General features: G+C 37.9%; 16 protein-coding genes. 9 read left to right on the top strand and 7 right to left on the bottom strand.

What is annotated here, in order from left to right; translation table 11 throughout:
• Positions 1 to 138 precede the first annotated feature (138 nt).
• Positions 139 to 1,875 (top strand): ATP-binding protein, encoded by a 1,737-nt coding sequence (locus K6V30_RS10030; RefSeq protein ID WP_055270356.1) that lies wholly within the window; start codon positions 139 to 141, stop codon positions 1,873 to 1,875.
• Positions 1,876 to 1,999: 124 nt separating this feature from the next.
• Here the strand turns inward: K6V30_RS10030 and K6V30_RS10025 are convergent, their stop codons facing one another.
• The 3 genes from K6V30_RS10025 to K6V30_RS10015 form a co-directional block, all read right to left on the bottom strand.
• A complete protein-coding gene (locus K6V30_RS10025; RefSeq protein WP_010536888.1) occupies positions 2,000 to 4,096 on the bottom strand; it encodes a BT4734/BF3469 family protein in 2,097 nt (698 codons plus the stop codon).
• Positions 4,097 to 4,770: 674 nt separating this feature from the next.
• Complete coding sequence (locus tag K6V30_RS10020; RefSeq protein WP_010536887.1) at positions 4,771 to 6,111, bottom strand: HlyD family secretion protein; 1,341 nt, start codon at positions 6,109 to 6,111, stop codon at positions 4,771 to 4,773.
• Positions 6,065 to 8,290, bottom strand: coding sequence for a peptidase domain-containing ABC transporter (locus tag K6V30_RS10015; RefSeq protein ID WP_010536886.1), 2,226 nt, complete (start codon positions 8,288 to 8,290; stop codon positions 6,065 to 6,067). The genes K6V30_RS10020 and K6V30_RS10015 overlap by 47 nt, the downstream gene beginning before the upstream one ends.
• An 80-nt stretch (positions 8,291 to 8,370) precedes the next feature.
• Between K6V30_RS10015 and K6V30_RS10010 the strand changes: the two genes are divergently transcribed.
• The 6 genes from K6V30_RS10010 (at position 8,371) to K6V30_RS09985 (ending at position 14,876) form a co-directional block, all read left to right on the top strand.
• Positions 8,371 to 8,916 carry a JAB-like toxin 1 domain-containing protein gene (locus K6V30_RS10010; protein ID WP_010536885.1) on the top strand — a complete coding sequence of 182 codons (546 nt, stop codon included), beginning with the start codon at positions 8,371 to 8,373 and terminating at the stop codon, positions 8,914 to 8,916.
• Positions 8,917 to 8,927: 11 nt separating this feature from the next.
• On the top strand, positions 8,928 to 9,878 hold the full coding sequence (locus K6V30_RS10005) for a DUF5030 domain-containing protein (protein ID WP_010536884.1): 951 nt from the start codon (positions 8,928 to 8,930) through the stop codon (positions 9,876 to 9,878).
• 143 nt (positions 9,879 to 10,021) lie between these two features.
• On the top strand, positions 10,022 to 11,011 hold the full coding sequence (locus tag K6V30_RS10000) for a hypothetical protein (RefSeq protein WP_010536883.1): 990 nt from the start codon (positions 10,022 to 10,024) through the stop codon (positions 11,009 to 11,011).
• Positions 11,008 to 12,234: a glycosyltransferase family 4 protein gene (locus tag K6V30_RS09995; protein ID WP_010536882.1), complete on the top strand. Its 1,227-nt coding sequence runs from the start codon at positions 11,008 to 11,010 to the stop codon at positions 12,232 to 12,234. The genes K6V30_RS10000 and K6V30_RS09995 overlap by 4 nt, the downstream gene beginning before the upstream one ends.
• Positions 12,227 to 13,060: a glycosyltransferase family 2 protein gene (locus K6V30_RS09990; RefSeq protein ID WP_055270335.1), complete on the top strand. Its 834-nt coding sequence runs from the start codon at positions 12,227 to 12,229 to the stop codon at positions 13,058 to 13,060. The genes K6V30_RS09995 and K6V30_RS09990 overlap by 8 nt, the downstream gene beginning before the upstream one ends.
• Before the next feature lie 49 nt (positions 13,061 to 13,109).
• Positions 13,110 to 14,876 carry a glycosyltransferase gene (locus K6V30_RS09985; RefSeq protein WP_055270332.1) on the top strand — a complete coding sequence of 589 codons (1,767 nt, stop codon included), beginning with the start codon at positions 13,110 to 13,112 and terminating at the stop codon, positions 14,874 to 14,876.
• A 57-nt stretch (positions 14,877 to 14,933) separates the two neighbouring features.
• Here the strand turns inward: K6V30_RS09985 and K6V30_RS09980 are convergent, their stop codons facing one another.
• The gene (locus tag K6V30_RS09980; protein WP_055270330.1) at positions 14,934 to 16,148 is read right to left on the bottom strand and encodes a sulfotransferase domain-containing protein; all 1,215 of its coding nucleotides are present in this window, start codon (positions 16,146 to 16,148) and stop codon (positions 14,934 to 14,936) included.
• Between the two features lie 73 nt (positions 16,149 to 16,221).
• Positions 16,222 to 16,353, bottom strand: coding sequence for a hypothetical protein (locus tag K6V30_RS25355; RefSeq protein ID WP_109115922.1), 132 nt, complete (start codon positions 16,351 to 16,353; stop codon positions 16,222 to 16,224).
• Between the two features lie 113 nt (positions 16,354 to 16,466).
• Here K6V30_RS25355 and K6V30_RS09970 point away from each other — a divergent pair, with 113 nt between their 5' ends.
• Together K6V30_RS09970 and K6V30_RS09965 are read left to right on the top strand one after the other, a co-directional pair.
• Complete coding sequence (locus K6V30_RS09970) at positions 16,467 to 17,363, top strand: DUF5030 domain-containing protein (RefSeq protein WP_010536876.1); 897 nt, start codon at positions 16,467 to 16,469, stop codon at positions 17,361 to 17,363.
• Between the two features lie 27 nt (positions 17,364 to 17,390).
• Positions 17,391 to 18,314: a DUF5030 domain-containing protein gene (locus tag K6V30_RS09965; protein WP_010536875.1), complete on the top strand. Its 924-nt coding sequence runs from the start codon at positions 17,391 to 17,393 to the stop codon at positions 18,312 to 18,314.
• Positions 18,315 to 18,391: 77 nt separating this feature from the next.
• Here the strand turns inward: K6V30_RS09965 and K6V30_RS09960 are convergent, their stop codons facing one another.
• Together K6V30_RS09960 and K6V30_RS09955 are read right to left on the bottom strand one after the other, a co-directional pair.
• Positions 18,392 to 21,382, bottom strand: a complete 2,991-nt coding sequence (locus K6V30_RS09960; protein WP_055270328.1) for a M60 family metallopeptidase — start codon at positions 21,380 to 21,382, stop codon at positions 18,392 to 18,394.
• Between the two features lie 4 nt (positions 21,383 to 21,386).
• Positions 21,387 to 22,088, bottom strand: coding sequence for a tetratricopeptide repeat protein (locus K6V30_RS09955; RefSeq protein ID WP_055270326.1), 702 nt, complete (start codon positions 22,086 to 22,088; stop codon positions 21,387 to 21,389).
• Between the last annotated feature and the right edge of the window lie 114 nt (positions 22,089 to 22,202).

Here is a 22,202-nt window from a genome sequence, read left to right as displayed (position 1 = left end):
AACGAAATCAAAGCATGACATATCATAAGTTCTCCACTTCAAGTTCCAACTTTCCTCTCCTTTTCTTTGTTCTTTCAGCCGGAATAGACTACTTTTGTCTTATTCCGTGAGCAATGAACTAAAATAACAGGAATTATGATGAATGATGCTAAGAGAATCCCTTATGGAGTTTCCAATTTCGTGGAAGTGGTGGAACAAAATCAATATTATGTAGATAAGACCATGTATCTGCCTTTACTGGAGAAGCAACCCAGCAGTTTATTCTTTATACGCCCGAGGCGTTTCGGCAAAAGTATTTTCCTGAGCATGCTTCGTGCCTATTATGACATCTCGCAAAAAGAAAAATTTCAAAAACGCTTCGGTGATTTATGGATAGGCAGCCGGCCCACTCCTTTGCAGGGAGCATTCCAGATACTTTTTCTCGATTTCTCACGCATAGCCGGAATTGATGGAACATTGGCACAACACTTTGACGATTATTGCTGCGGCGGACTGGATGATTTCGCATCTATTTATGAACCATACTATTATCCGGGCTTTGCATTAGAAATGAAGCAATTGGAAGGCTCCACCAATAAACTGAATTTTCTGGATCGGAAAGCCCGCAACAATGCCTCCCGCCTCTATCTGATTATCGACGAATACGACAACTTCACCAACGTAGTTCTTAACGAACAAGGAAATGAAGTCTACCATGCCCTGACGCATGCCAGCGGATTCTATCGGGAGATTTTCAAGAAGTTTAAAGGCATGTTCGAACGTATCTTCATGACGGGCGTCAGCCCCGTCACATTAGATGATCTCACCAGCGGATTCAATATTGGATGGAACATCAGTACTGACTTTCAATTCAATATGATGCTGGGCTTCAGTGAAACGGATGTGCGAACCATGCTCCAATATTATAAAGACGCAGGACAACTGTCGGCAGATACGGATATAGATGCGATGATTCAGGAAATGAAACCGTGGTATGACAATTATTGCTTTGCGGAAGAAAGCTTGGAACGTGATCCGAAAATGTTCAACTGCGACATGGTATTTTATTATCTGCGCCATTATATAACGTTGGGGAAATCTCCTAAACAGATGATTGACCCTAACACCCGCACGGATTATAACAAAATGAAGAAGTTGATCCGACTGGACAAACTGGGCGGGAACCGCAAAGGTGTGTTGCGCAAAATCACCGAAGAGGGAGAAATTATCACTAACTTAGTGACGACCTTTCCCGCTACCGAAATTGCCAACCCGGAAATCTTCCCCAGTCTGCTCTTTTATTATGGCATGCTGACCATCACCGGCACACGCGGGGTCCGTCTGATACTGGGCATTCCCAACAATAATGTACGTAAGCAATATTACGATTTCCTATTGGAAGAATATCAAGAGAAACGGCATATCGATTTGAATAGCTTAGGAGATTTGTTTGATGATATGGCATTCGACGGCCAATGGCAAAAAACACTGGAGTTTATCGCCCATGCTTACAAAGAAAATTCTTCAGTACGTAGTGCCATTGAAGGTGAACGAAATATCCAAGGATTCTTTACTGCCTACATGAGTGTGAATGCTTATTACCTGACTGCCCCGGAAGTAGAGCTGAATCATGGCTACTGCGACTTATTCTTAATGCCGGACCTGTTGCATTATGAAGTAAACCATAGCTATATCATAGAATTGAAATACCTTTCGGAGAAAGATTCCGATGCGAAAGCCGAAACACAATGGGAAGAAGCCGTTGCACAGATCAGAGAATATGCTGCCGCTCCCAAAGTACGTCAGTTTGTACAGAACACGAAGCTACATTGCATTGTGGTACAGTTCCGTACCTGGGAATTGCAACGGATGGAAGAAATCCCCATTGATTTATAACTGATATTTGCTCCCATGCTACCACAAATGACTTCAACGTCCCTATTCATCGGACCTCCAGCGATGAGAGATCCAGTGGTAGCAAAGTGAGAGCAAGCAGTTGCCCTCACTTTTTTAAAACCAGTTACTCTACTTTCGTCAAATGGTAAAGCATTCCCTTAGCAGACTTCCGGCAAGGAATATTCAGTTTCTGAAGCGTACGACCGAATACCGCTACCTTATTGATAGCCAACTTGTCACGTGTCTTTGTCTGCAAATAATTCAAAATTTGCATGGACGTCATCCACTCGCCTTCCTCCTTCTCTTCTGCCGGACGAAGATAACAATGAAACAACTGCTCCAACGGGCTTGCCTGCTCAAACTCACGGTTCGTCTGCTTCAAAATCTTTTCATCCTCATCATTCAGCCAGTAACGTTCGCCTTTATAAATAGCTTCCATCGCCTGGGCATAAAGCTGTTTGTAATTGATGGTAGTATTGGTTTTAATAGGAGCTGTCACCTCGATACAGATGAAACGACGGCTACCACTGGGATCGGCAAGCAAATCTTTCTGATTGCTGGTACCGATAAAGGAAGCATAACGGCGCATTTCACGGATAGTATTACCATGAGGCTTGCGTAAGTTGGCGACAGGCTTTTGCAACAAATGTTTCAGAAACCCCTGCTGACTGACATTGATCTGATCGAACTCATCAATGTTGATCAGAAAAAAACGTCCCAAATAACGCTCCGCTTCCTGCTTACTCTTAAAATCGATACTGTCTGTATAGCCGAAACGCAATTCCGGCGGCAGGATAATCCGGCAAAATGTGGACTTGCGATACCCTTGCGGGCCGACAAGCAAAGGTGACGTACTGTTTCCATGCTGCCGGTCCACTCCTCTCCAATGCGCCACCATGCTCAGAAACCAACGGTAAAACAACTCCCTCCAATACGGATTCGTACAAGGAACCAGTCCGGCCAATGCACGAATACGGTCTTTCCCGTCCCAACGACCGACATCATAAAGATATTCTTCTACAGGATTGTACAACGGAACATATTCCGAATTCAGAAAACGGTCTACATCACGATCCCAGGCATTGATGCCCTCTTTCAAAGCACAGATAGAGATACTGTTGCGCACACGTTTGTCTACAGGCTTAAAGTAGAAGTGAATGGAATCACGCTGACGGTATTCCAGATCATCCAGCACGGTATTATAACGAAATTCATAACGACGGTTCATAAATTCTTCCATCAGAAAAGCCGTCTCCTGTTCCCTGCCTATGCTGCTTTTCTTGCCAAAACCCTTGCATTCCTGATAAAGATTATGAATCGTCGAACGTATGGTCCGTTCATCCTCTTCCCGATAATAATGAATGAGTGTCTGTCGGACTGCTTCTTCTTCGGGAATGCCGGACTTAAAGCACTGTTCGGTAAGATGTACAAGCAAAGGCTGCAAATCATCTCCACGTTTCCAGTTTTCCATTTCCTGAAACGCACGGTTCAATGCTGCCTCGTAAATCTTCGTGAAGGTTTTCGCAGACTCATATCCCGGTTGCAGCCGTGATAAGAGATTTTTCTCACCCTGTTTGCGCTGCCGGAAAGTTTCTTCACCGGGCATCGTGAGCGGTTGTTCCAGACAGAACGGCACTGCATCAGGATTATAATAAGGAGACTCATCCAGTGTCATGCGACACTTCTGTGTCAGCACAGGTTCTTTCAGGGCAATATCGTAAGGAAGTAATATCGGTTGGTAGCATTTCACCGCCAGCCAGTAGGCATGGGCATGAAATAATTCCGCTTCCGCTTCTTTTTCGGGCAGTCCTCTGTCATCCGGTAAGGCAAAACGTACCCATATCTTCACGCTGCGATCACTGGAACCGCAAAAAGCGGCAAAGGTCTGAGGCAAAAGTGCCGCCTGCCGCTTCACGAATTCCATTTCGGACAAGCCTGCCAGCCGCTTCACTTCCAACTGTACCAAGCCGTTATATTGTTTCATTTTTCGTTCGCCTTCTTTGGTGCGGGTATATTCTACAGCAGAATAGATATATGGCAATTTGTCTATATGTTCGTACTGACTGTACGTACCTTCCAGCATCGGTATAAGTTCTCGCAAAGCCGTAATGTGTCCCGATTTTGTTTCCGTTTTCATTTTGTTGAATAATGTACCTGCTTCACATATGCTCAGAGCTTCTTTTCCACTCCCGCTGTCTTGTCTGATTAAAGTTATTTTCATTCTATTTTTTTGTCTGTTTATCTACCAATATTGTTTATCGTTTAAGTCCTGTAAAGGTACGATAAAATATGACGAGGCACAAACTTTTCTCCGGATAAAATTGCCTGTTATCCTATATTATCCTTACAATAAAATACAACAAAAGTTCCAATAAGAGTTTCATACGCTTGAAACTATTGGTTTCATTACTTGAAACTTTTAGTTTCATTGCTTGGAAACTATAGTTTCACCGCATGAAACCAAAGGTTTCAAGCGTATGAAACTAACAAAAGCTCCTTTGATTGGAGTGAATGAACCACATGATTCGATTCATTCGACCATATCAGGTATTTCAATTACCCTGTTCTTTCAAGTAGCACTAAATCATTTATCAGTCAATAATACATGAATTATCAGCTATTAACAACTGATTTCTCAATTATTAATAACTGAGAAATCAATTGTTAATGGTTGACACGTCAGACATTAACACACTGTAAACCAAAAGATAACATTGAAGAAACAATAAAAAATACAATATAGTAAAGTGAGAGCAACAGCTTGCTCTCATACTTGCCACCACACTTGCTACCATAGCTAAAACCACGATGAATAAAGGGATACAGGCAGAAAGTGAGAGCATGGGAGCAAAATCTATGTTTAATTCACTTGGAGAGCAAATTTAAGTATGGAGTTTATTTAGTCCGGTATCTTAAATTATCAAACAGGCGCTCTATCAATCTTCTGTCTTTTACAATCATATCGGCAGTTCCTCCTAATTCATATTTAAAGTCCAAAACCTCCTCATAGTTAGTCGTGAGTCCATTGGGCAGTTCTACATTAATCAGATAAGTTTCAACAGTGCTTTTTTCTGTTTTTTGCGTTTGGGTGACCAGGGAGATGGAAGATACATATCCTTCGATATATCCGTACTCCATATAAGGATAGTTCTCCAGTTTAATAACGACTTTACTGTTTTGTTTTACTTTTCCGGCTCCGCTGGCCGGCAATAGTACCTGCCCATATATATGGTTCTCTTTCGGTATGATTCCAAATATAGATTCCCCTGCCTCAACGAATTGTCCGTCCGCAATAAACTTCAAGAATTCGACCCTTCCATCAAAAGGAGCCTTGAGCACATATTTCTGTTCCCATGCAGCAATGTTGGATCGAAGGCTTTGATAAGTAGACAAAAGTTCTACTTGCAGATTTCGTTCCTTTTCCTTCTGTTCAATCTCCAGCTGTTCCAGCTGATGGTATGCCTCTGTTATTTGCATTCGGGTCGAAGAAATTTCCCTGTTTATGTTCTGTACTTCTTGTACAGTGGTCAAATAATTATTCTTCACTTGATCAGTCTCATACTCATAAGTCGCTATTTGTTGCCGATCGAGTGAAGTATAGCGTTTAAGCCATTTTTGAGCGACGTCCATTCTGTCTTTTGCCGCTTTCCGTGCCTCCTCCGCTTCACCAACAATCTCTTTTTTCCATTGAATGCCTGCCGCAATATTATCCTTTTGTTTTTCATACACGTTCCGACTCATATAATCACACCAGGCTTTTAGAGCGGCAAGAAAAGCATAGTACTGGGAATTAATTTCCCCCAAAGACATTTTATCGGGAAAGCTGTCTCTGAATGTTGGTAATTGCACATCCTCCATGCTGATTTTGCCCATTATATCCGCAATCTTCTGTACATCCTCTGTAGAAGCAGGGTTTTGCACGACAGCTATATACTCTCCCTTCTTCACTTCCTCCTGTGCTTTGTGCGAAAGAAGCAGCAAATTCCCCGTACTGTTGGCAACAAGTCTTATGGTCGGGTTCTGCGCATTAATTTTAATTTGCCCGGTCACCATGTCCGGGTATTTGATAATCCATCCGAACAATAGAAATAATGCTGCAAATACAATGACTGCCAATGCCACCCATTTTCCGAAAGCCATGGGCATCCGGTCAATAATCTCATCCAGTTCTTCGCTTCTTCCGGATGGTTTAGTCTGTGCTTTCTTCTGTGGAGAAGGTATTTGTTTCCGGCTCATACTGACTTTGAATTAAATTATAATAATACTGTTTATTTGTCATCAGGCTTTGATGATTGCCTGTCTCTATGATTATTCCTGCTTTTAACACAATGATTTGATCTGCCCTGCGAATCGTGCTAAGCCGATGAGCTACCACAATGACAGTCCTGTTTTTGAAAACATTATTTAATGCCTTCACTATTTTTTGCTCATTAATGGTATCCAGTGCATTCGTCGCTTCGTCCAAAAACAGATAGTCCGGATCTTTATAGAGCGCCCTCGCTATCAACACCCGTTGCCGTTGCCCTCCACTTAAACCTCTGCCCATTTCTCCGATCATCGTCTGGTATCCCTGTGGCATGGCTTCTATTTCATGACTGATATTGGCTACTTCAACTGCTTTCTGCAACGCATCATAATCAATATTGGCATCATCCAGTACAATGTTATTCTGTATGGTATCGTTAAATAACTTTCCATCCTGCATCACGCACCCACATTTGGCTCGCCAATTGCGCAGACTGATATTATTCACGTTCATATCTCCCATACAGATTTCTCCATAAGAGGGCATGTAAAGCCGTAACAACAGTTTGAGTAAAGTGGATTTGCCGCATCCACTATCGCCAACGATAGCGGTCACTTTTCCTTTGGGAATCTGCAGCGTGATATTTTTCAAAACCAACGGAGCATTTCTCGAATATTGAAATGATACATTCTTCAAATATAAACTTTTGTCTAAAGGTAAACTGAGACTGTTGCTCACCACCGGCGAAGAATCGTCTTCATCTTTCAACTGATGAATTTCATTGATACGCATAAAACTGATTTTAGCATACTGGGCAGATTGCATAAAGCTGACCAACTGCGCCACAGGTCCATTCAGCATACCTATAATAAATTGTGTTGAAATCATGACCCCGAAAGTTATATCTCCATTGATTACAGCAATGGCACAGTAGAATGTAACGGCAATATTCATCATACTATTAATGAATTGCGCACCGAGTGACTGTGCATTATTGATTTTCAACACTTTCAGATTCAGCCGGTATATCCTTGCCTGAATAGCTTCCCATTTCCAGCGTTTAAGGTCTTCGTAATTGTTTATTTTAATTTCCTGAACATTTTCAATGGTCTCCACCCAATAGCTTTGGTTCTTGGCATTCAGTTCAAAATATTCCCAGTCGAGCTTTTTACGTATACTCAGAAAAGTGAAAATCCACGCCACATAGATTCCGCTGCCCGCTATGAATATAAAAAAGATCATAGAATTATAAATCAACAGTATAATGCTGAATACAACGAATGTAATGATGGAGAAGAACATCCCCAAAGAATTATTCATCACAAAACTGCGTATTCTTTCATGATCGCCTGCTCGTTGAAGGATATCACCGACCAGCTTATTTTCGAAGAAAGTCACCGGTAGCTTCATCAGTTTGATCAGATAGTCCGATATGAGAGAGATATTGACACGGGTAGAAACATGCAGCAATACCCAGTCTCTTAATACATTGGACAGTGTTATACTGAGTAAAAGAACAATATTGCCGATTAGCATCATATAGATGAAAGATATATCCTGAGTATATATACCTATATCTATTACAGACTTTGAGATAAACGGAAGTACGGCTTGCAGTCCGGTAGCTATCAGCATGATAGCGAACAATATGCCGAATGCTTTTTTATATGGTGTAAAATAGTTGAGAAGGTTTTCGAAACTTTTGAATCTTTCTATCCGTTCATGAGCTTCTATTTGCTTAAAGTTTGCCATAGGCTCCAATACCATCAGCATCCCGAATTCTTCCCCTTCCTTATACCATCTGTCTTTGAAATCCTCTTCCGGGTAGGAAAGCAAGCCTTTGGCAGGATCTGAAACATATATCTTCCCTTTTTTTGTTTTATACACAACAACGAAGTGGTGTTGGTCCCAATGTATGATACATGGCAGTGGAATCCTGTTAGTCAGATTCTCCATAGTCGCCTTTACAGCTACAGTTCTTAGTCCTATTTTTTCGGCAGCATAGCTAATATCCAAAAAGGAAACTCCTTCTCTGGTTATCCCGCATAAATCCCTCAAATATTGTAACGAATAGTATTTGCCGTAATATTTAGCTATCATTTTGATACATGCTGGGCCACAATCTTTTGCATCCATTTGGTACTCCCAGGGAAATTGTCTTGTTTGCATAAAAAAAGATTTATATTTCTTTGTAAAGATGGGAATTTATTTCTATATTTGGAGAATCACACAAATAAAATTTAATACTTATGAAGCAAAAATTAACAAGAGCACTTATTGATGAGATTCGGAAAGAGATGCCGGTATTGAGTCAAAATGAAGAAAAAGGAGTAATCGGAGGTACCTTATATGTAATTGGAGAGGATGGGCGTGTACTTTACTCAAACGAAACAAATTCAGATGAAGTTCTTGTATCAATGGGATCATGGGATGGGGCTCCAACAATGAAATTACCTCAAGGTACATCTTTTCAAATATCTTCTGGTCAATTGGTTATTGAAGGTACTAGTGAACAGAATCGAGAAATCTATAGTTTTTTAACTCAAAATACTTCTGTAGAATGGTCTATGTGCGTGGATAGTTCAACTTATCATTTTTTCGCAGGTACCAATCATCAAGAAAAAGAAGTGTCAATGGCGTATAGTGGATGTGATATAAAATATCATAACCATCAGAGTGAATATGCTAACTATCCAAGTGATGCAGACTATGAAACAAAGAGTAAATTACAAGAAATTGGATATAAAGAATTTTATATTTATCATGAGCCAACTGATACCTATATTCCATATTGAGAATAACAATTATGAAAAATAGAATTATATCACTTTTCGTATATTTATTACCCGGTTTGATCTATGCTCAAAATAATGCAGACGACAAATATGAGATTCTGTCTCTAACTGACATGTTTAGTCTTTTCAAGGATAGTAAAAATAGTGTTCCTCAAGATTATGACGAAATATATGTTCCCGGTTACTTCTATGAGCCTTCCTTTATGTATCCTTCACCTTTAAAGAAAGAATTTTGTTGTGTAGCTCAATGGAGAATCCCAAACAGAAACTGTAAGTATCTATTTTTAGAAGATATATTTCCGCAAAACAAAGATTCCTTAAAACAAGCTTCTCTTGAATTACAAAAAATAAAAGAGAAATATGGAATGAGAGAATCAGCTATGTATCAAGATGTGCCCGCAGGTTATAATGGTATAATTGCCAAATGGTTCACTGGCAGATTATTCGTTTTGCATTGCCCAAGAAAGCTATTTAATACAATTGTATCAAAGAAAGCTTCACTCATATCCATTCATAAAGGCAGGATATCTGACGAAAAACAAATAACTCCAGATGAGGGTAAGTTTGAATCTTCTTGTTTCCCACAAAAAGGAGGTATGATATTAATACGCGAAGACGGATGTTGGTATGATGACATTAAAAGGAATATAGATTTTTTAATCTCTCCTCTTATTAATGAAAATTTTCCTACAGAATTTAGCAAACATGTTGGGAAGGAATATTCATTTCTATTGGAAGTAGCCCCTAAAACAGGACAAATTATTCCACACCTCTTATTGCCGAAAGCATTATCTACCGACGAGAAAATGATTGTATCTTATTTAGAAAAACAAATAAGGAAGTTTCCTGAAAACAGTTTTGGCCCCCTGATAACCATTGACAAGAAAATGTTATATGGTCGATATTTAAAATTTATTGTAAAAGATGAAAAGTTTAAGATTGAAGACTACCTTGAATATTGATATTAAGTCAAGAAACAATACTAAGTCACTGATTTCGGACACTGCTTATTGAAATTGCCACAAAGAAGGACTACAACCATTCTGCCATAGTACAATTCAATATTGAAGATTTCCCTATTAAAGCGAGTTAATATAAACGAAGTATGAAAAATATTTTTTTGGTGAACTTTATATTATTACATGGATATTCATTAGACAACTCTAGTCTGATGTTTGGTAAAATGGGGTATTCTTTAATTCTTTTCGAATATTCTCACTATTTTAAGGATGCTTTAGCTGAAAAACATGCTTTTGAGTTATTGCAAGAGGTACTAGCTTCTCCTATGAAAAGCAATACATTTAATGAAGGAAAAATGGGAATAGCATGGTCACTTATTCATCTTATCGAAAAAGAATATATTGAAGCTGATTATCTGGAATTATATGGTCAAGAACATAAAGAAATAGTAGCATTCATAAAACAATTAAAAACAGATATGAACAATATTGTATCTAAAAGCGACGCTATATCTTTTTTAATAACTTCTAAATCATATATTCCAGAATCTGATATTGATGAAATAGTTCCCAATTTAATAGAGAACCTCTGTGATTATTTGAAACTAATTCCTAAAAGCTTGTTTGAACGTAACTTATTCTATTACCATGCTACGAAAGTGCTTTGTCAATATAATCTTTATGAAGAATTAAATATTCGAGGAGAAACATTAATTGACATAATAGTACAAACACATAGAAAATTAATCAGTGATAAATATGTTTGTACCAATATATCGTTTGGAGTCAATCTTTTGCAATATGGCTTGTACCATAAACGCAAAGATATCATAAAGTTGGCAAATACGATTACAAAATGCTACTTTTCAAATATGGTTTTGGAAACCCTAAACTTAAAAGAGGCAATTGACACGATTTACAATCTGAATAAATTGCAACTTCTTAATAAAAAAAGCGAATGGTCATCTTTAAAAGAAGAATTATCAAACTTACTGTTTAATAAAGAATCTTATTTATACAAAGGAAATCGACTGACATTAAATAGGCTAAAAGGAGGAATTCCTCAATTACTACTTATGAAATGTCTTAATTTTCAAGATATAAGATCCACCGGACACTATTTAATGCAACAATGACAGAAAAGAATATTGTAATCCTCAGAATAGAAACTGGAAATCCGTCCGGTGTTGTACGCTATATTCAAATGTTAACAGAAGGCATGAGGCATATAAACGGTATTAAAGTTCACATCATTTGTTTAAATACCAGTCTGATATTTCCAGAATTAGAAGTGATGGAGGATAGGATAATTGCTAATATCCCATATCCATCTAAATCCAAGCCTCTGAGAAATGAAATATATTGGCTTACTAAGTATTTTAACGTCATATCCGACCTAATATCCCCTTATTTAAAAGATAGGAAACAATTAATTTGGCATGTACAAGAATTATTACTATTTAAATTAGCCGATATTTTAAAATCGTCTTTGGGCGGATATACTTTGACCCATTTACATATCATTCCTTGGAAATTAAGCCTTGAATATAACGAAAGCCAGTTTAGAAAACAGTATTCTCAATGGTTGAATAATACATTCAATTTAATAAACGATAATCAACTAGAAAAGATTGCATATCCCTTATCTGATAGAATTATATGTGTCTCTTATTCCGCAATGAAACACATTGTTTCAGCATATGGTATTCATCCGGACAAAATATCTGTAATATATAATGGTATGGATAATACGGGGATTACCTTGCAGGAAAGAAAACATGGAATACCAGAGATTCTTTTCGTAGGTAGAATCAGCCGTGAAAAAGGAGTGATTTGCCTACTTAATGCGTTGAACAAAGTATTTAATAGAGGGTACTTTTGTAAACTGAAATTAGTTGGACAATGTACTGGTTATATGTCGACACATATTCATAAAGCGTACAAACAACTAAACATTGAAATATTGGGGGCTGTTTCTTTTAATGAACTGAAAGAATTATATTCAGCAAATACTATAGGAGTCATTCCTTCTTTGCATGAACAATGTAGCTATGTAGCTATTGAAATGTCAATGTTTGGTATACCAATGATTGTATCGGACGTAGACGCACTTTCCGAGATGTTTGAAGATGAAGTGAATGCTTTAAAAATTCCTTTAATATTTGATGAAGATTTTGGCTTAGAGCTAGATGAAGAAAAATTAGCGGATGCCATCATGCGTTTGATAGATGACGAAGCCTTAAGGTTAAAACTAAGCGCAAATGCAATCAAGAACTACCAAGAAAGATTCACACTGACAAAGATGATAGATAATACGATTAATGTATATGAACAATTAATAGAACAAGACAATGCCTGAAATAACAGTTTTAATGCCTGTCAGAAATGGCGAAAAATACATAAAGAATGCTATTGACAGTGTCTTGAATCAGACACTGACCGATTTTGAATTTCTTATTATAGATGACGGTTCAACAGACCGGACTGTGAAAATCATTCAGGACTATGCAGATGAAAGAATACATTTGGTCAAAAGAAAACATCAATTCATTCAAAACTTAAATGAAGGATTGCAGTTAGCTTCCGGCGCTTATATCGCACGCATGGACGCAGACGATATCATGCATACAGAACGATTAAGAATTCAATTAAAACGAATGAAAAAAAATCCGGATATCACAGTTTGTGGTACATGGGCTAAGATTTTCAGCGATAAGGGCAACGAAAGAAAAATTTCTCATCTTGGATATGGAATTATACATGAACCTGTATTGGAGTTACTAAAATATAACATGCTACTTCACCCTAGTGTGATGATTAAAAAAGAGTTTCTGCTTAATCACCATATTAAATATCAAAATTACCCCTGTGTGGAAGATTATAAATTGTGGTTTGATATAGCGAAAGCTGGAGGAATATTATTTGTAGAACCACAAGAACTATTAATGTTTAGAAGAAGTGATACGCAGGTCACCGTAACGAAGAAAGAGGAAATGTCTTTAGGTTCAATACGCTTGAGAAAGGAAATTCTTCTCTATCTTCTCTCTGTATATAATAATAAAACATTAAATAGCCTATTATCCGATTTTGAAAATTTAGAAAAGAATAAATGGATGTCTAATGAAGACATATTTCGTTTTTTTGTGAATCTATTTAATAGAATACAACGCGATACGATGGTTTAATCTTTCAATTGAAAATTAATAAATTATTTTAGATATAACTAGGACAATCATGAATATCGCTTTTTTATCTTCATTAAACCCTAATGATCAAAATAACTGGTCAGGTACTCTTTACTCTCTATACACTTCACTTCAAAAGAAACATAGGGTGATATGGGTAGGCGAAACTGTGTTTGCTGAGGTTTGGGAATTCCACAAAGCCAATTTCAAAAACAATGAAACATTCTTTCCTGAAAATTATGCGTTGCTTTTTGGTAAATCGTTTTCTGACCTATTGAAAAAGGAATGTTATGATGTAATTATATGCCGAGATTATTTTTTTTCCGCATATCTCGTTTCGGATGTACCACTTATTTATATTGGAGATACTACATTTCATCTGTTTAATCAATACATGAGCTGGCAGGACGAAAGTCTTGCCAAACTAGCCGAACAACTGGAATCACTCGCTATACAAAAGGCGGATAAAATTATTTATTGTTCGGAATGGGCAAAACAGAGCGCAATGCAGGATTACAATGCTGATGCCAAGAAAATAGAAGTGGTTGAATTTGGAGCGAATATCATAGAAAACATCCCGATTCCAGATAACGTATCGCCGATAAATGCACCATGTAACCTCTTATTTATCGGAAGAAATTGGAATATGAAAGGTGGAAACAAAGTACTTGAAATTTATCATAATCTAAAAGGAAGGGGATTTCAATGTACGCTCACTATTATAGGAAGTGAACCTCCAATGTCCTTACCAAATGATCCGAATATTGAAATATACCCTTTTATTGACAAAACAAACTCCAATGACAGGTTAAAATTTCATGAGATCCTGACACGATCGCATTTTCTGATTCTACCCACTCGTTTTGATTGCTTTGGAATAGCTTTCTGCGAAGCATGCGCCTATGGTATTCCATCGTTAGGTACTAATGTAGGAGGTGTATCACAAGTTATCAAAGAAGGAGAAAATGGATTTCTGTTCAACATCGACGCTTCTTCGCTGGAATATGCAGATAAAATTGAAGAGACATTTAATAACCATACAACATATTTCGAACTAATGAAAACAGCACGAAAGGATTTTGAAGAACGTTTAAACTGGGATATATGGCTCGATAAAAGTAATAAGATCATAGAACAGCTCGCATCCGAGCATCAACCGGATTTTTATCTACCGGTTTATGTTATCAATATGAAAGAAAGAGTGGAACGTAAGCAACATATAATTAAGGAGTTCGACAACAAGGAAGAATTCGAGTTAAATTGGGTAGAAGCATCGGTTCATCCTATCGGTGCAGTAGGATTGTGGAATAGTATGATCAAAATCATAAAAATGGCAAAAGAGAAAGGAGATGACATCATTGTCATTTGCGAAGACGACCATTATTTCACGGAAAATTATTCTCCCAAATTACTGTTCAAAGAAGTTACAGAAGCTTATATACAAGGAGCGGAAGTACTTACTGGTGGTATTGGAGGATTTGGACAAGCGATTCCTGAAGGATATCATCGCTATAAAGTAGACTGGTTTTGGTGCACGCAGTTCATTGTTGTTTATAATCGTTTTTTTGATAAGATGCTGGATTATTCATTTCAGGATACTGACACAGCCGATGGAGTTATATCCAAACTAGCCACAAACAAAATGGTTATCTTTCCTTTTATCTCAGAACAAAGGGACTTTGGGTACTCGGATGTTACTCAAAGTAATATGGAACAGCAGGGTAAAATAAGAGAGCATTTTGCAAGAGCGAATAAACGAATGGAGTTTGTCTCCCAAAGTAATATGCAGTCCAACATACCAAAAAATTATTTCTGAAGTCAAACACAGATAAGATTCGCAAAAATAGAAAATACTAACTCAAACTATAAATTATTACCAATCAAAGTTCCTCTTTATGAGTTTATAAAATTTCTCATTATATGGCTTGAAAAAAGCTTTAAGCTTATTACGAATATCACTAGGTAATTTTACATTATATTGTGAGACAAACTTATCATCTAAATTTATTGTATTCCAATCCACATAGGAAATATTTAGAAATTGTTCAATCTTTCTGAGTGTAGATATGCGATTGTTTTTTAATTCACGATGTTCAATAACTAAAATATTCTCCACAGGAAAAAACTGATAATAACGCTCTAATTGTTCATAATAAAATCCACGATGTAGAAAATCAGGAAAAAAATCTATTGGCGTATTCTCCTGATTTCTTATCTTTTCTATTTCCTGATTGACCCAATACGAAAAGGGAAAATTCTGAGTATCAAGTAGCTTCTTTAATAAAATATTCAATTGTTCTTTATCAGAGAAAAGTTCATATTCATGTAAAAGCTGGCTTTTCCTCCAATTTATCAACATGTTATATTGCGAATAAGCTCTATCAATGGGATTTTTAACAAGAAAAATAAATTTCAAATGAGGATTGTATTCAAAAAGTCTTTCAGGAACCTCATGCCAATAAGAATACCAAGTAGTAGATTCAAACAAAAGACTATCGGATAAAGAATAACGGAAAGGAGGATATTCCTTCCACATATATTCCATAAAAAATGGAAATCCTTTCGCATATTCAGTTGGGTAAAGAAAAAAACCGGGCTCTTTAAAAAATGATCCCCAACAAGAAGGATGATGATGAAGGTAGTCATGCAAAGCAGTACTTCCTCCCTTTTGAGTTCCAATTATCATAAAATCTATTTTTCTAAACCAATTCGTTATCTCGTCCAATAAAGGATACATTAGTTTGTACGGACGTAGCTGAGAACCAAAAGTTGTAGCGCATTTCCAATAGCACTGAGGAGAATAAGATAAATACAAGTCAAATATATTTCCCCATACTGGTTTAGTGTTGAATCTCCATTCTCGTTCTCTCGAATGTTTCCAAGCAACCCAAAACTGTCCTTCAGTTTTTTCTAATTCTTCCGATAATACATCAAGTAACGTAGGAAGGTGGAAAACAACGACAGCAGCCTTTCCAAGCAGTCTTTTATCTAGAGTAACCTCCCATCCTTTTGATTCGAAACCTGAAGATAAGTGAAAAGGCAAATATTCTGCATTATTATACAACAAAATTAACGAACTATTTTTCATACATCCCAATCACTATTCTCTACCACATTCTTCATAACCGCTAGTTTTTTATAACTACTGCAAAATTAACATTTTATTTATTGGAACAAATCAATTCTCCCACTTTTCTATCAAAAAACAAGACAACTAACCAGTTTGAATAGCATTTGCCGTAATATTTAGCTATCATTTCGAAACATACTGGTCCACAATCTTTTACATCCATTTGACACTTTCAGGAAAATTGTCATGTTTACATAAAAAAAGATTCATATTCTTTACAAAGATGCGAAATTTATTTCTATCTTTACAGAATCACACAACTTTAAATTAATACTCATGAAGCAGAAACAGACTTTTATATGGTTTATGTGCTATTGTTTTATAATCAGTAACACAACATTGGGTCAAACTAAAACCCTGCCAATCTCGAACATGATTTTGAATTTTAGTAAATCTGAAGTAAAAAATACACCTATGCAATCCATAGATGGCTTTGAAGTAGACGCAGTTGTAGTTAATAAAGATCTTTTTCCATTTTCAGAACCAAAAATAAATTTAGAATATGACAAAATAAAATGGAGTTTATTGTATACCCCTTCTTCCAGCGATCCTTTAAGACGTACCCTCACTTTAATGCAGATCGAAGGCGAAAATGGAATTAGTCTTATAGATGAATTAGCCGATAAATATGGAAAAAACAGCAATGGAGTTCCTGCTGTCTGGTATTCGGGAAAGATTGATGTTTTATTATGCCCGTTAAATATGTTTGGAGAAATTGTATCTAGAGAAAAAGCTGTATTAACTATTTCTAAGGGTATTGTTATCTCACAAGAAAATGTACCTATAAAAAAAGGAAGCATAGAAAAAAAGTCACAGAAAGCAATGATGTTAGATGGTTGCTGGCATGATAGTATGCGATATAATGATTTGGGGGCATTAGAAAAGTTTGTAAACCAAGATGCTGTAAAATCATCGATAAAAGCATTTGCGTTATCTATTTTAATTGTAACCGATAACCAAGGTAAAGAATCAGGATATATTTTAGCCCCTCAAAAAACAGAAAAACAAGAAGAGAAAATATTGGTTAATAATCTTCTAAAGCGTATTAATCAGCTACCTCCTTGGAGTTTTGGATGGTTGGAAACAATAAATGGTTCAATTTTTCAAGGACGATATTTGAAAGCGGACTATTCGCAAAATACGGGCTGGAGATTTAATGATTATTTTCATTAAAACGACTCTGTCATAAAAAATAAAGTTATGAAAAAGTTTCTTTTGCTAAGTATCTTATGTTATACTTATACCGTTTATGCCCAACATTATATTCCAGTAAAAAAGATGATATCTAACTATAAAGAGCAAAAAGCTATCGATGCTTTGAAGAATTATGATATTGTTTATAACATTGAAGAATCTCCCGAAGCAGGAGTATTTATGGAAAAATCTCTATTACCATCCGATTTACCAAGACCTAAAGATATTCGTGCAGAATGGCGTTTTGAATATTCTTCAGGACAAAAGGCTATGTTATACTTAAAGAAAATATATTCATCAAAAGAAGGAAAGTCGAATGAAGCATTGATCTATAAGAATAAGTTGGCTGAAAAATATGGAAAAGACGATTTAGGGATTCCTGCAATATGGTATTCGGGGAAGATAACAGCCTTATCGTGTCCCAAAGACTTATTTGGAGAAATTGTGACGAAGAATGTAGCTGAGTTTGACATAGAAAAGGGACAGGTTATATCACAAAACTTTCTAAATATTGCAAAAAACGGAACGATGGAAGGTCCTCGCTGTCCTCGTCCTACTATCAAGTATTCGCCTATTGCCAGTACAGATGGTTGCTGGTATAGTAATCTTCAATATAAACTGGATTTATTAGAAGAGTTCGTTAATGATAATTTGAAAAAGCATAAAACATCAACCACAAAATTTGGCGTAGATATCTTGTTGGTGACGAATAAAAAAGGGAAAACGACCGGATATTTATTATCACCCAATGAGATCATGAATAAAGAGAATCAAGCTCTGACCGAACAATTAATAAAACAGATCAGCAAGTTGCCTCGTTGGAGTTTTGGATGGTTACAAACGATAAACGGTTCTATTTTCCAAGGACGGTATGTAAAAGCAAACTATTCATCGGATACAGGATGGAAGCTAGAGGATTATCTTCATTAGAACAAAGAGTAACTTCTACTCAAAAGTAAAAGCTACTCTTCATTCCGTATAAGATTGGGGATATTCAGTAAATTTCCCTATTTATTTGCTTTAATACGTTGCCCGTCCGCCTGAACAGCGTACAGTTCCGCTCCTTCAATGTCTGCTCCGGCAGGTACGGTAAATACAAACCGATTGGCAAACCATACTTTTTTGCCACCCTTGATTAATTCGAAAGCAACCGCCTGTTCGCCATTAGTCACTGTGTACGTTCTTCCGAAAACAGAATAACTTACAGTCTTAGTGATTTTTACATTGTTCTGGAATGTTTCGAAATACCCTACATCTCCCCCATCTTCGGATATACCTTTTTGGTTGCCTCCGGCTCCTGCCTGATATCTCCGGTCTTCAATATATTCAATAGGCGGACACTTGGTGGGGAATGTTTTCATATAAGCCAGCGTCTGATTAATCATATCCTGTGTTACGGTATATGAAAAGCTTCCGTAAGCATACAACTTGAAACTGACCGGAATAAAGAATCCCCAAGCATCAAAGAATTCGGTCATATCCATATTGGCAGCTTTTGCTACGTTGCGCGCATACATCAGCTGTGCTGCTCCCGGATCATTGAAAGGTAACCAGAATTCAGGGGTACGTCCTTGTTCAAATATCTTGCGGATGGTGTTCGGTTTCTTACCGATACGTTCGAAATAGGTCCACAATTGTTGGTTGAGGCGCATGTGCATTTCGGAAGCTTCTCCCTGATACAGTCCGTATTTGTTGGCATCATCGGCTGTCATATCCTGAGGAGTAAATGCCAGCGTGTTCGGATCTCGCGGATGCATGAATCTGCTCCAAGGGGTCGGAGGCGCATATCGGTAAGCAGCCAATGTTCCGATAGAACTTCCACGTGAGCCCCACTGATTTATCTTGTATACCACATAATTAGAAAAGAGATTATTACTTGATTCCGTAGTGCTAGGCCAATTGATAGCCCCCTGATGCATGTGCCCGAGTTCATGTCCCGGTCCCCATTCATTATCTTGATTCTTGTCCATATCGCGCGGATCGAAATTATTTTTGAAGCCCCATCCGTCTTTTGTACTTACATCACCGGCTGCCATATTAATGTAATAATTGGTAGCATAAAGTCCGTCAGTGAAAGTCGTGACATGCATCAATGAATTGAATTCTCCCGTTTTTGAATAGGTATCGATAGCAGCCAGTTCCTGTTCCCAGTCTATCAGGTTATCCCATCGTTCCATTCCTCTTACTACCCCATACTGTTTGAAGTTGTCCTGATTTTGCAATAAGTCTTTCAATGCTGTAAACAGAATCTTCCTGCCTTTCAGAACAAACACACATTTATCAGCCCCATCCAAAGTAACAGATTTTGCCTTCCGGATATATTCACGGAACTGGTCATCGGTTTTATCTACTGTCAGATCCCATACATTGAAGCCTACACGGGCGTGTTCCGCTGTCTCCACATACTGAGGCGGAAAGTGTATTTTCACTGCCGGCATGCCACGGGGATCAAGTTTCTGGTAGATAACAAACAGATTTCCTGCACGTGAGAAAGAAAACTTGTTGATTCCATTTTTCAGAAACCGTTCCTCACCGTCAGGTCCCAGATCAGAGCAACATCTCAGTGAAATGGATTCACCTTGCGGAATGCCGTCCACCAAAACGACCATCTCTTCTCCCACATTCGTTATGATACCGGTAGGGTTGCAGAGAGGTGAGTAGTAATTGGTTCTCAATTTATCTCCCCAATATTCGGGCACGCTATATGCTTGATAAGACTGTATCCTGAATCTCTTTTCTGCTTCGGGATAAGTATTGCCCTGCAAAGACCTTGCCAGCACATTGAAGAATGCCGGAAGTCGGTTGATGACTTCGTCGGAAGCGTCCGGGCGGAGTTCACTGCATGAAAGGTCGGTGAATACAGTTGTCAGTTGTTCATCAAGCGGATTTTCCATAGCATGGAAAAATTCCATCTCGTCACAACTAACGAAATCATTCAATCCACTCTTAACTACAAATTTAACAGCTGCGGGTACAACCGGATCGTTCAATAATATCCTGTGACTGCCTCCTGCTCCTTTAAAATCATAATCTTGTATATGAACAAAATCCGCACTTCCTTGAGGCTTGATGTAAAGTTCGAATGCTCCGAAATTACCGTTACCATTTCGGCTGTGATACAGGATATAGTCTAGCGAAAGCTGATTCTGGTCGAATTGATATTCAAGAGTAACGGGGAATTTAGCAGCTTGACTCCATGTGGAGTGATAACAGGTTCCGCCGAACTGACCGTCATAAGACTTCGATATATCCTGTCCCGGCTGATGGTCAGTGTCGTATCCGCCGGTAACTTTCAATTGTACATCTTTCTCCGGATTCACCTCCGAAATATCACTCGATTTCTTTTGTTGTTTGATTTCCGACTGGTCATAAATGTTTGTATTTTCTTTGGATACAAACTTGATCGTAGCATTCCTTTCTGTAGCCAGAGGATTGGAAGCTATGGAGAATATTCGTGTACTGGATGCCAGATCGGCTCTTGTATCAGGTACTTCTTTCTCGATAATCCAGTCTTTGGCTTCCTCCGGAATAACTACTTCATAGTCAGTATTGGAAAGCAAGTTGACTTCCTGATGATCTTTTCCTGCCCCCGCCACCTGAATGACACGGCTCTCTTCAGCCACTTCAATGATCAGGTCACCGCCTGTCTGCACAACTCTGAGTTTAGCAGTCAGTGCATTATTGGTGATAGTAATATTTCCTTCTCTGACTCCTTTTTCGGGACTGGATGTTGCCGAAACCGTCAGTTCTGTATCCGATGCTGTCCTTGCCGTCAGCCATTCTTTTCCCTCGGTTACCGATGCATTCCACTCCCGGTTCGATTTGACAGGTACGGCTACTTCCCCACCCTCTTTCTTGAATCCGATGGATTTCTGGACTTGCAGTACCGGTTCTCCCTGTAACTCCTTATCATCACTCTTGCAGGCATATAGAGCAGTGACTCCCACCAGCAAAATAAGAGAGAGACATAACGTATGTTTCATTTTATCCAATAACATAGTATTATATTTTTTGTTGTTTTTCCATTTCGTAGACCAGACTATCCAGATCGAAATCAATATTATATTCATTCTCTATCTGAATCTTTTTGATTTGCTTCACCAGTGAGTGTGGCCTCAGTCTGCGGATCATCTCTATTTCCAGGAGTCTGTCCGGAAAACGTTTGCGAATAGCATCGATATCTTTCATATAGAGGCTGTCCGCTCCCAGATAAAGTGCATTGGCTGATTCCTCAAGAATAAATGCACCCAAACTGTCGGGATATTGTTCGAGCACTGCCTGTAGAATTTCCATACTTTTTTCAAAACTTTGATGTGCCTCAGCATTCATATCTCTGGCTGCCTGAAACAATCCCAACTGAAACATATATTCTCCTGTTATCGCTTTTTTCTCCATAGCAAGTAGCTGTATACATAATGCAGAATCCAGTTCACCCATTTCAGCCAGCAACTTAGCTTTGGTACCATAATAATCGGGATTAAGACTATCAATCGACAGTGCCCGGTCTAAAAGGCTGATGCACTTCCGGGTGGAATCGACATCATAAGATGATTGTAAAATAGCTACCGCCTTTTGATAAAAACTGTCAGCACTGAGATTTACAGGATGAGGACGAATGTCCGGTTTCTGCTGTGAATGACAACCGATAGCTATGCAGATTACCAGCAAAACAGATAGTATGATACTCAGTTTCTTTGTTTTCATGTATATGATTCTAAATAGTCGGATAATATAAATAAAAAAAATGAACTGGCAAGGAGTTTTATAAGAAAATGTGCCTAAATTTCAATCTTATTCACTCCCCGCCAGTCTTTCACT

It is taken from the genome of Bacteroides faecis (assembly GCF_020091505.1).
GTDB lineage: Bacteria > Bacteroidota > Bacteroidia > Bacteroidales > Bacteroidaceae > Bacteroides > Bacteroides faecis.
The sequence above is the reverse complement of the archived record's forward strand: the minus strand, read 5'-3'. Positions and strand labels throughout refer to the sequence as shown.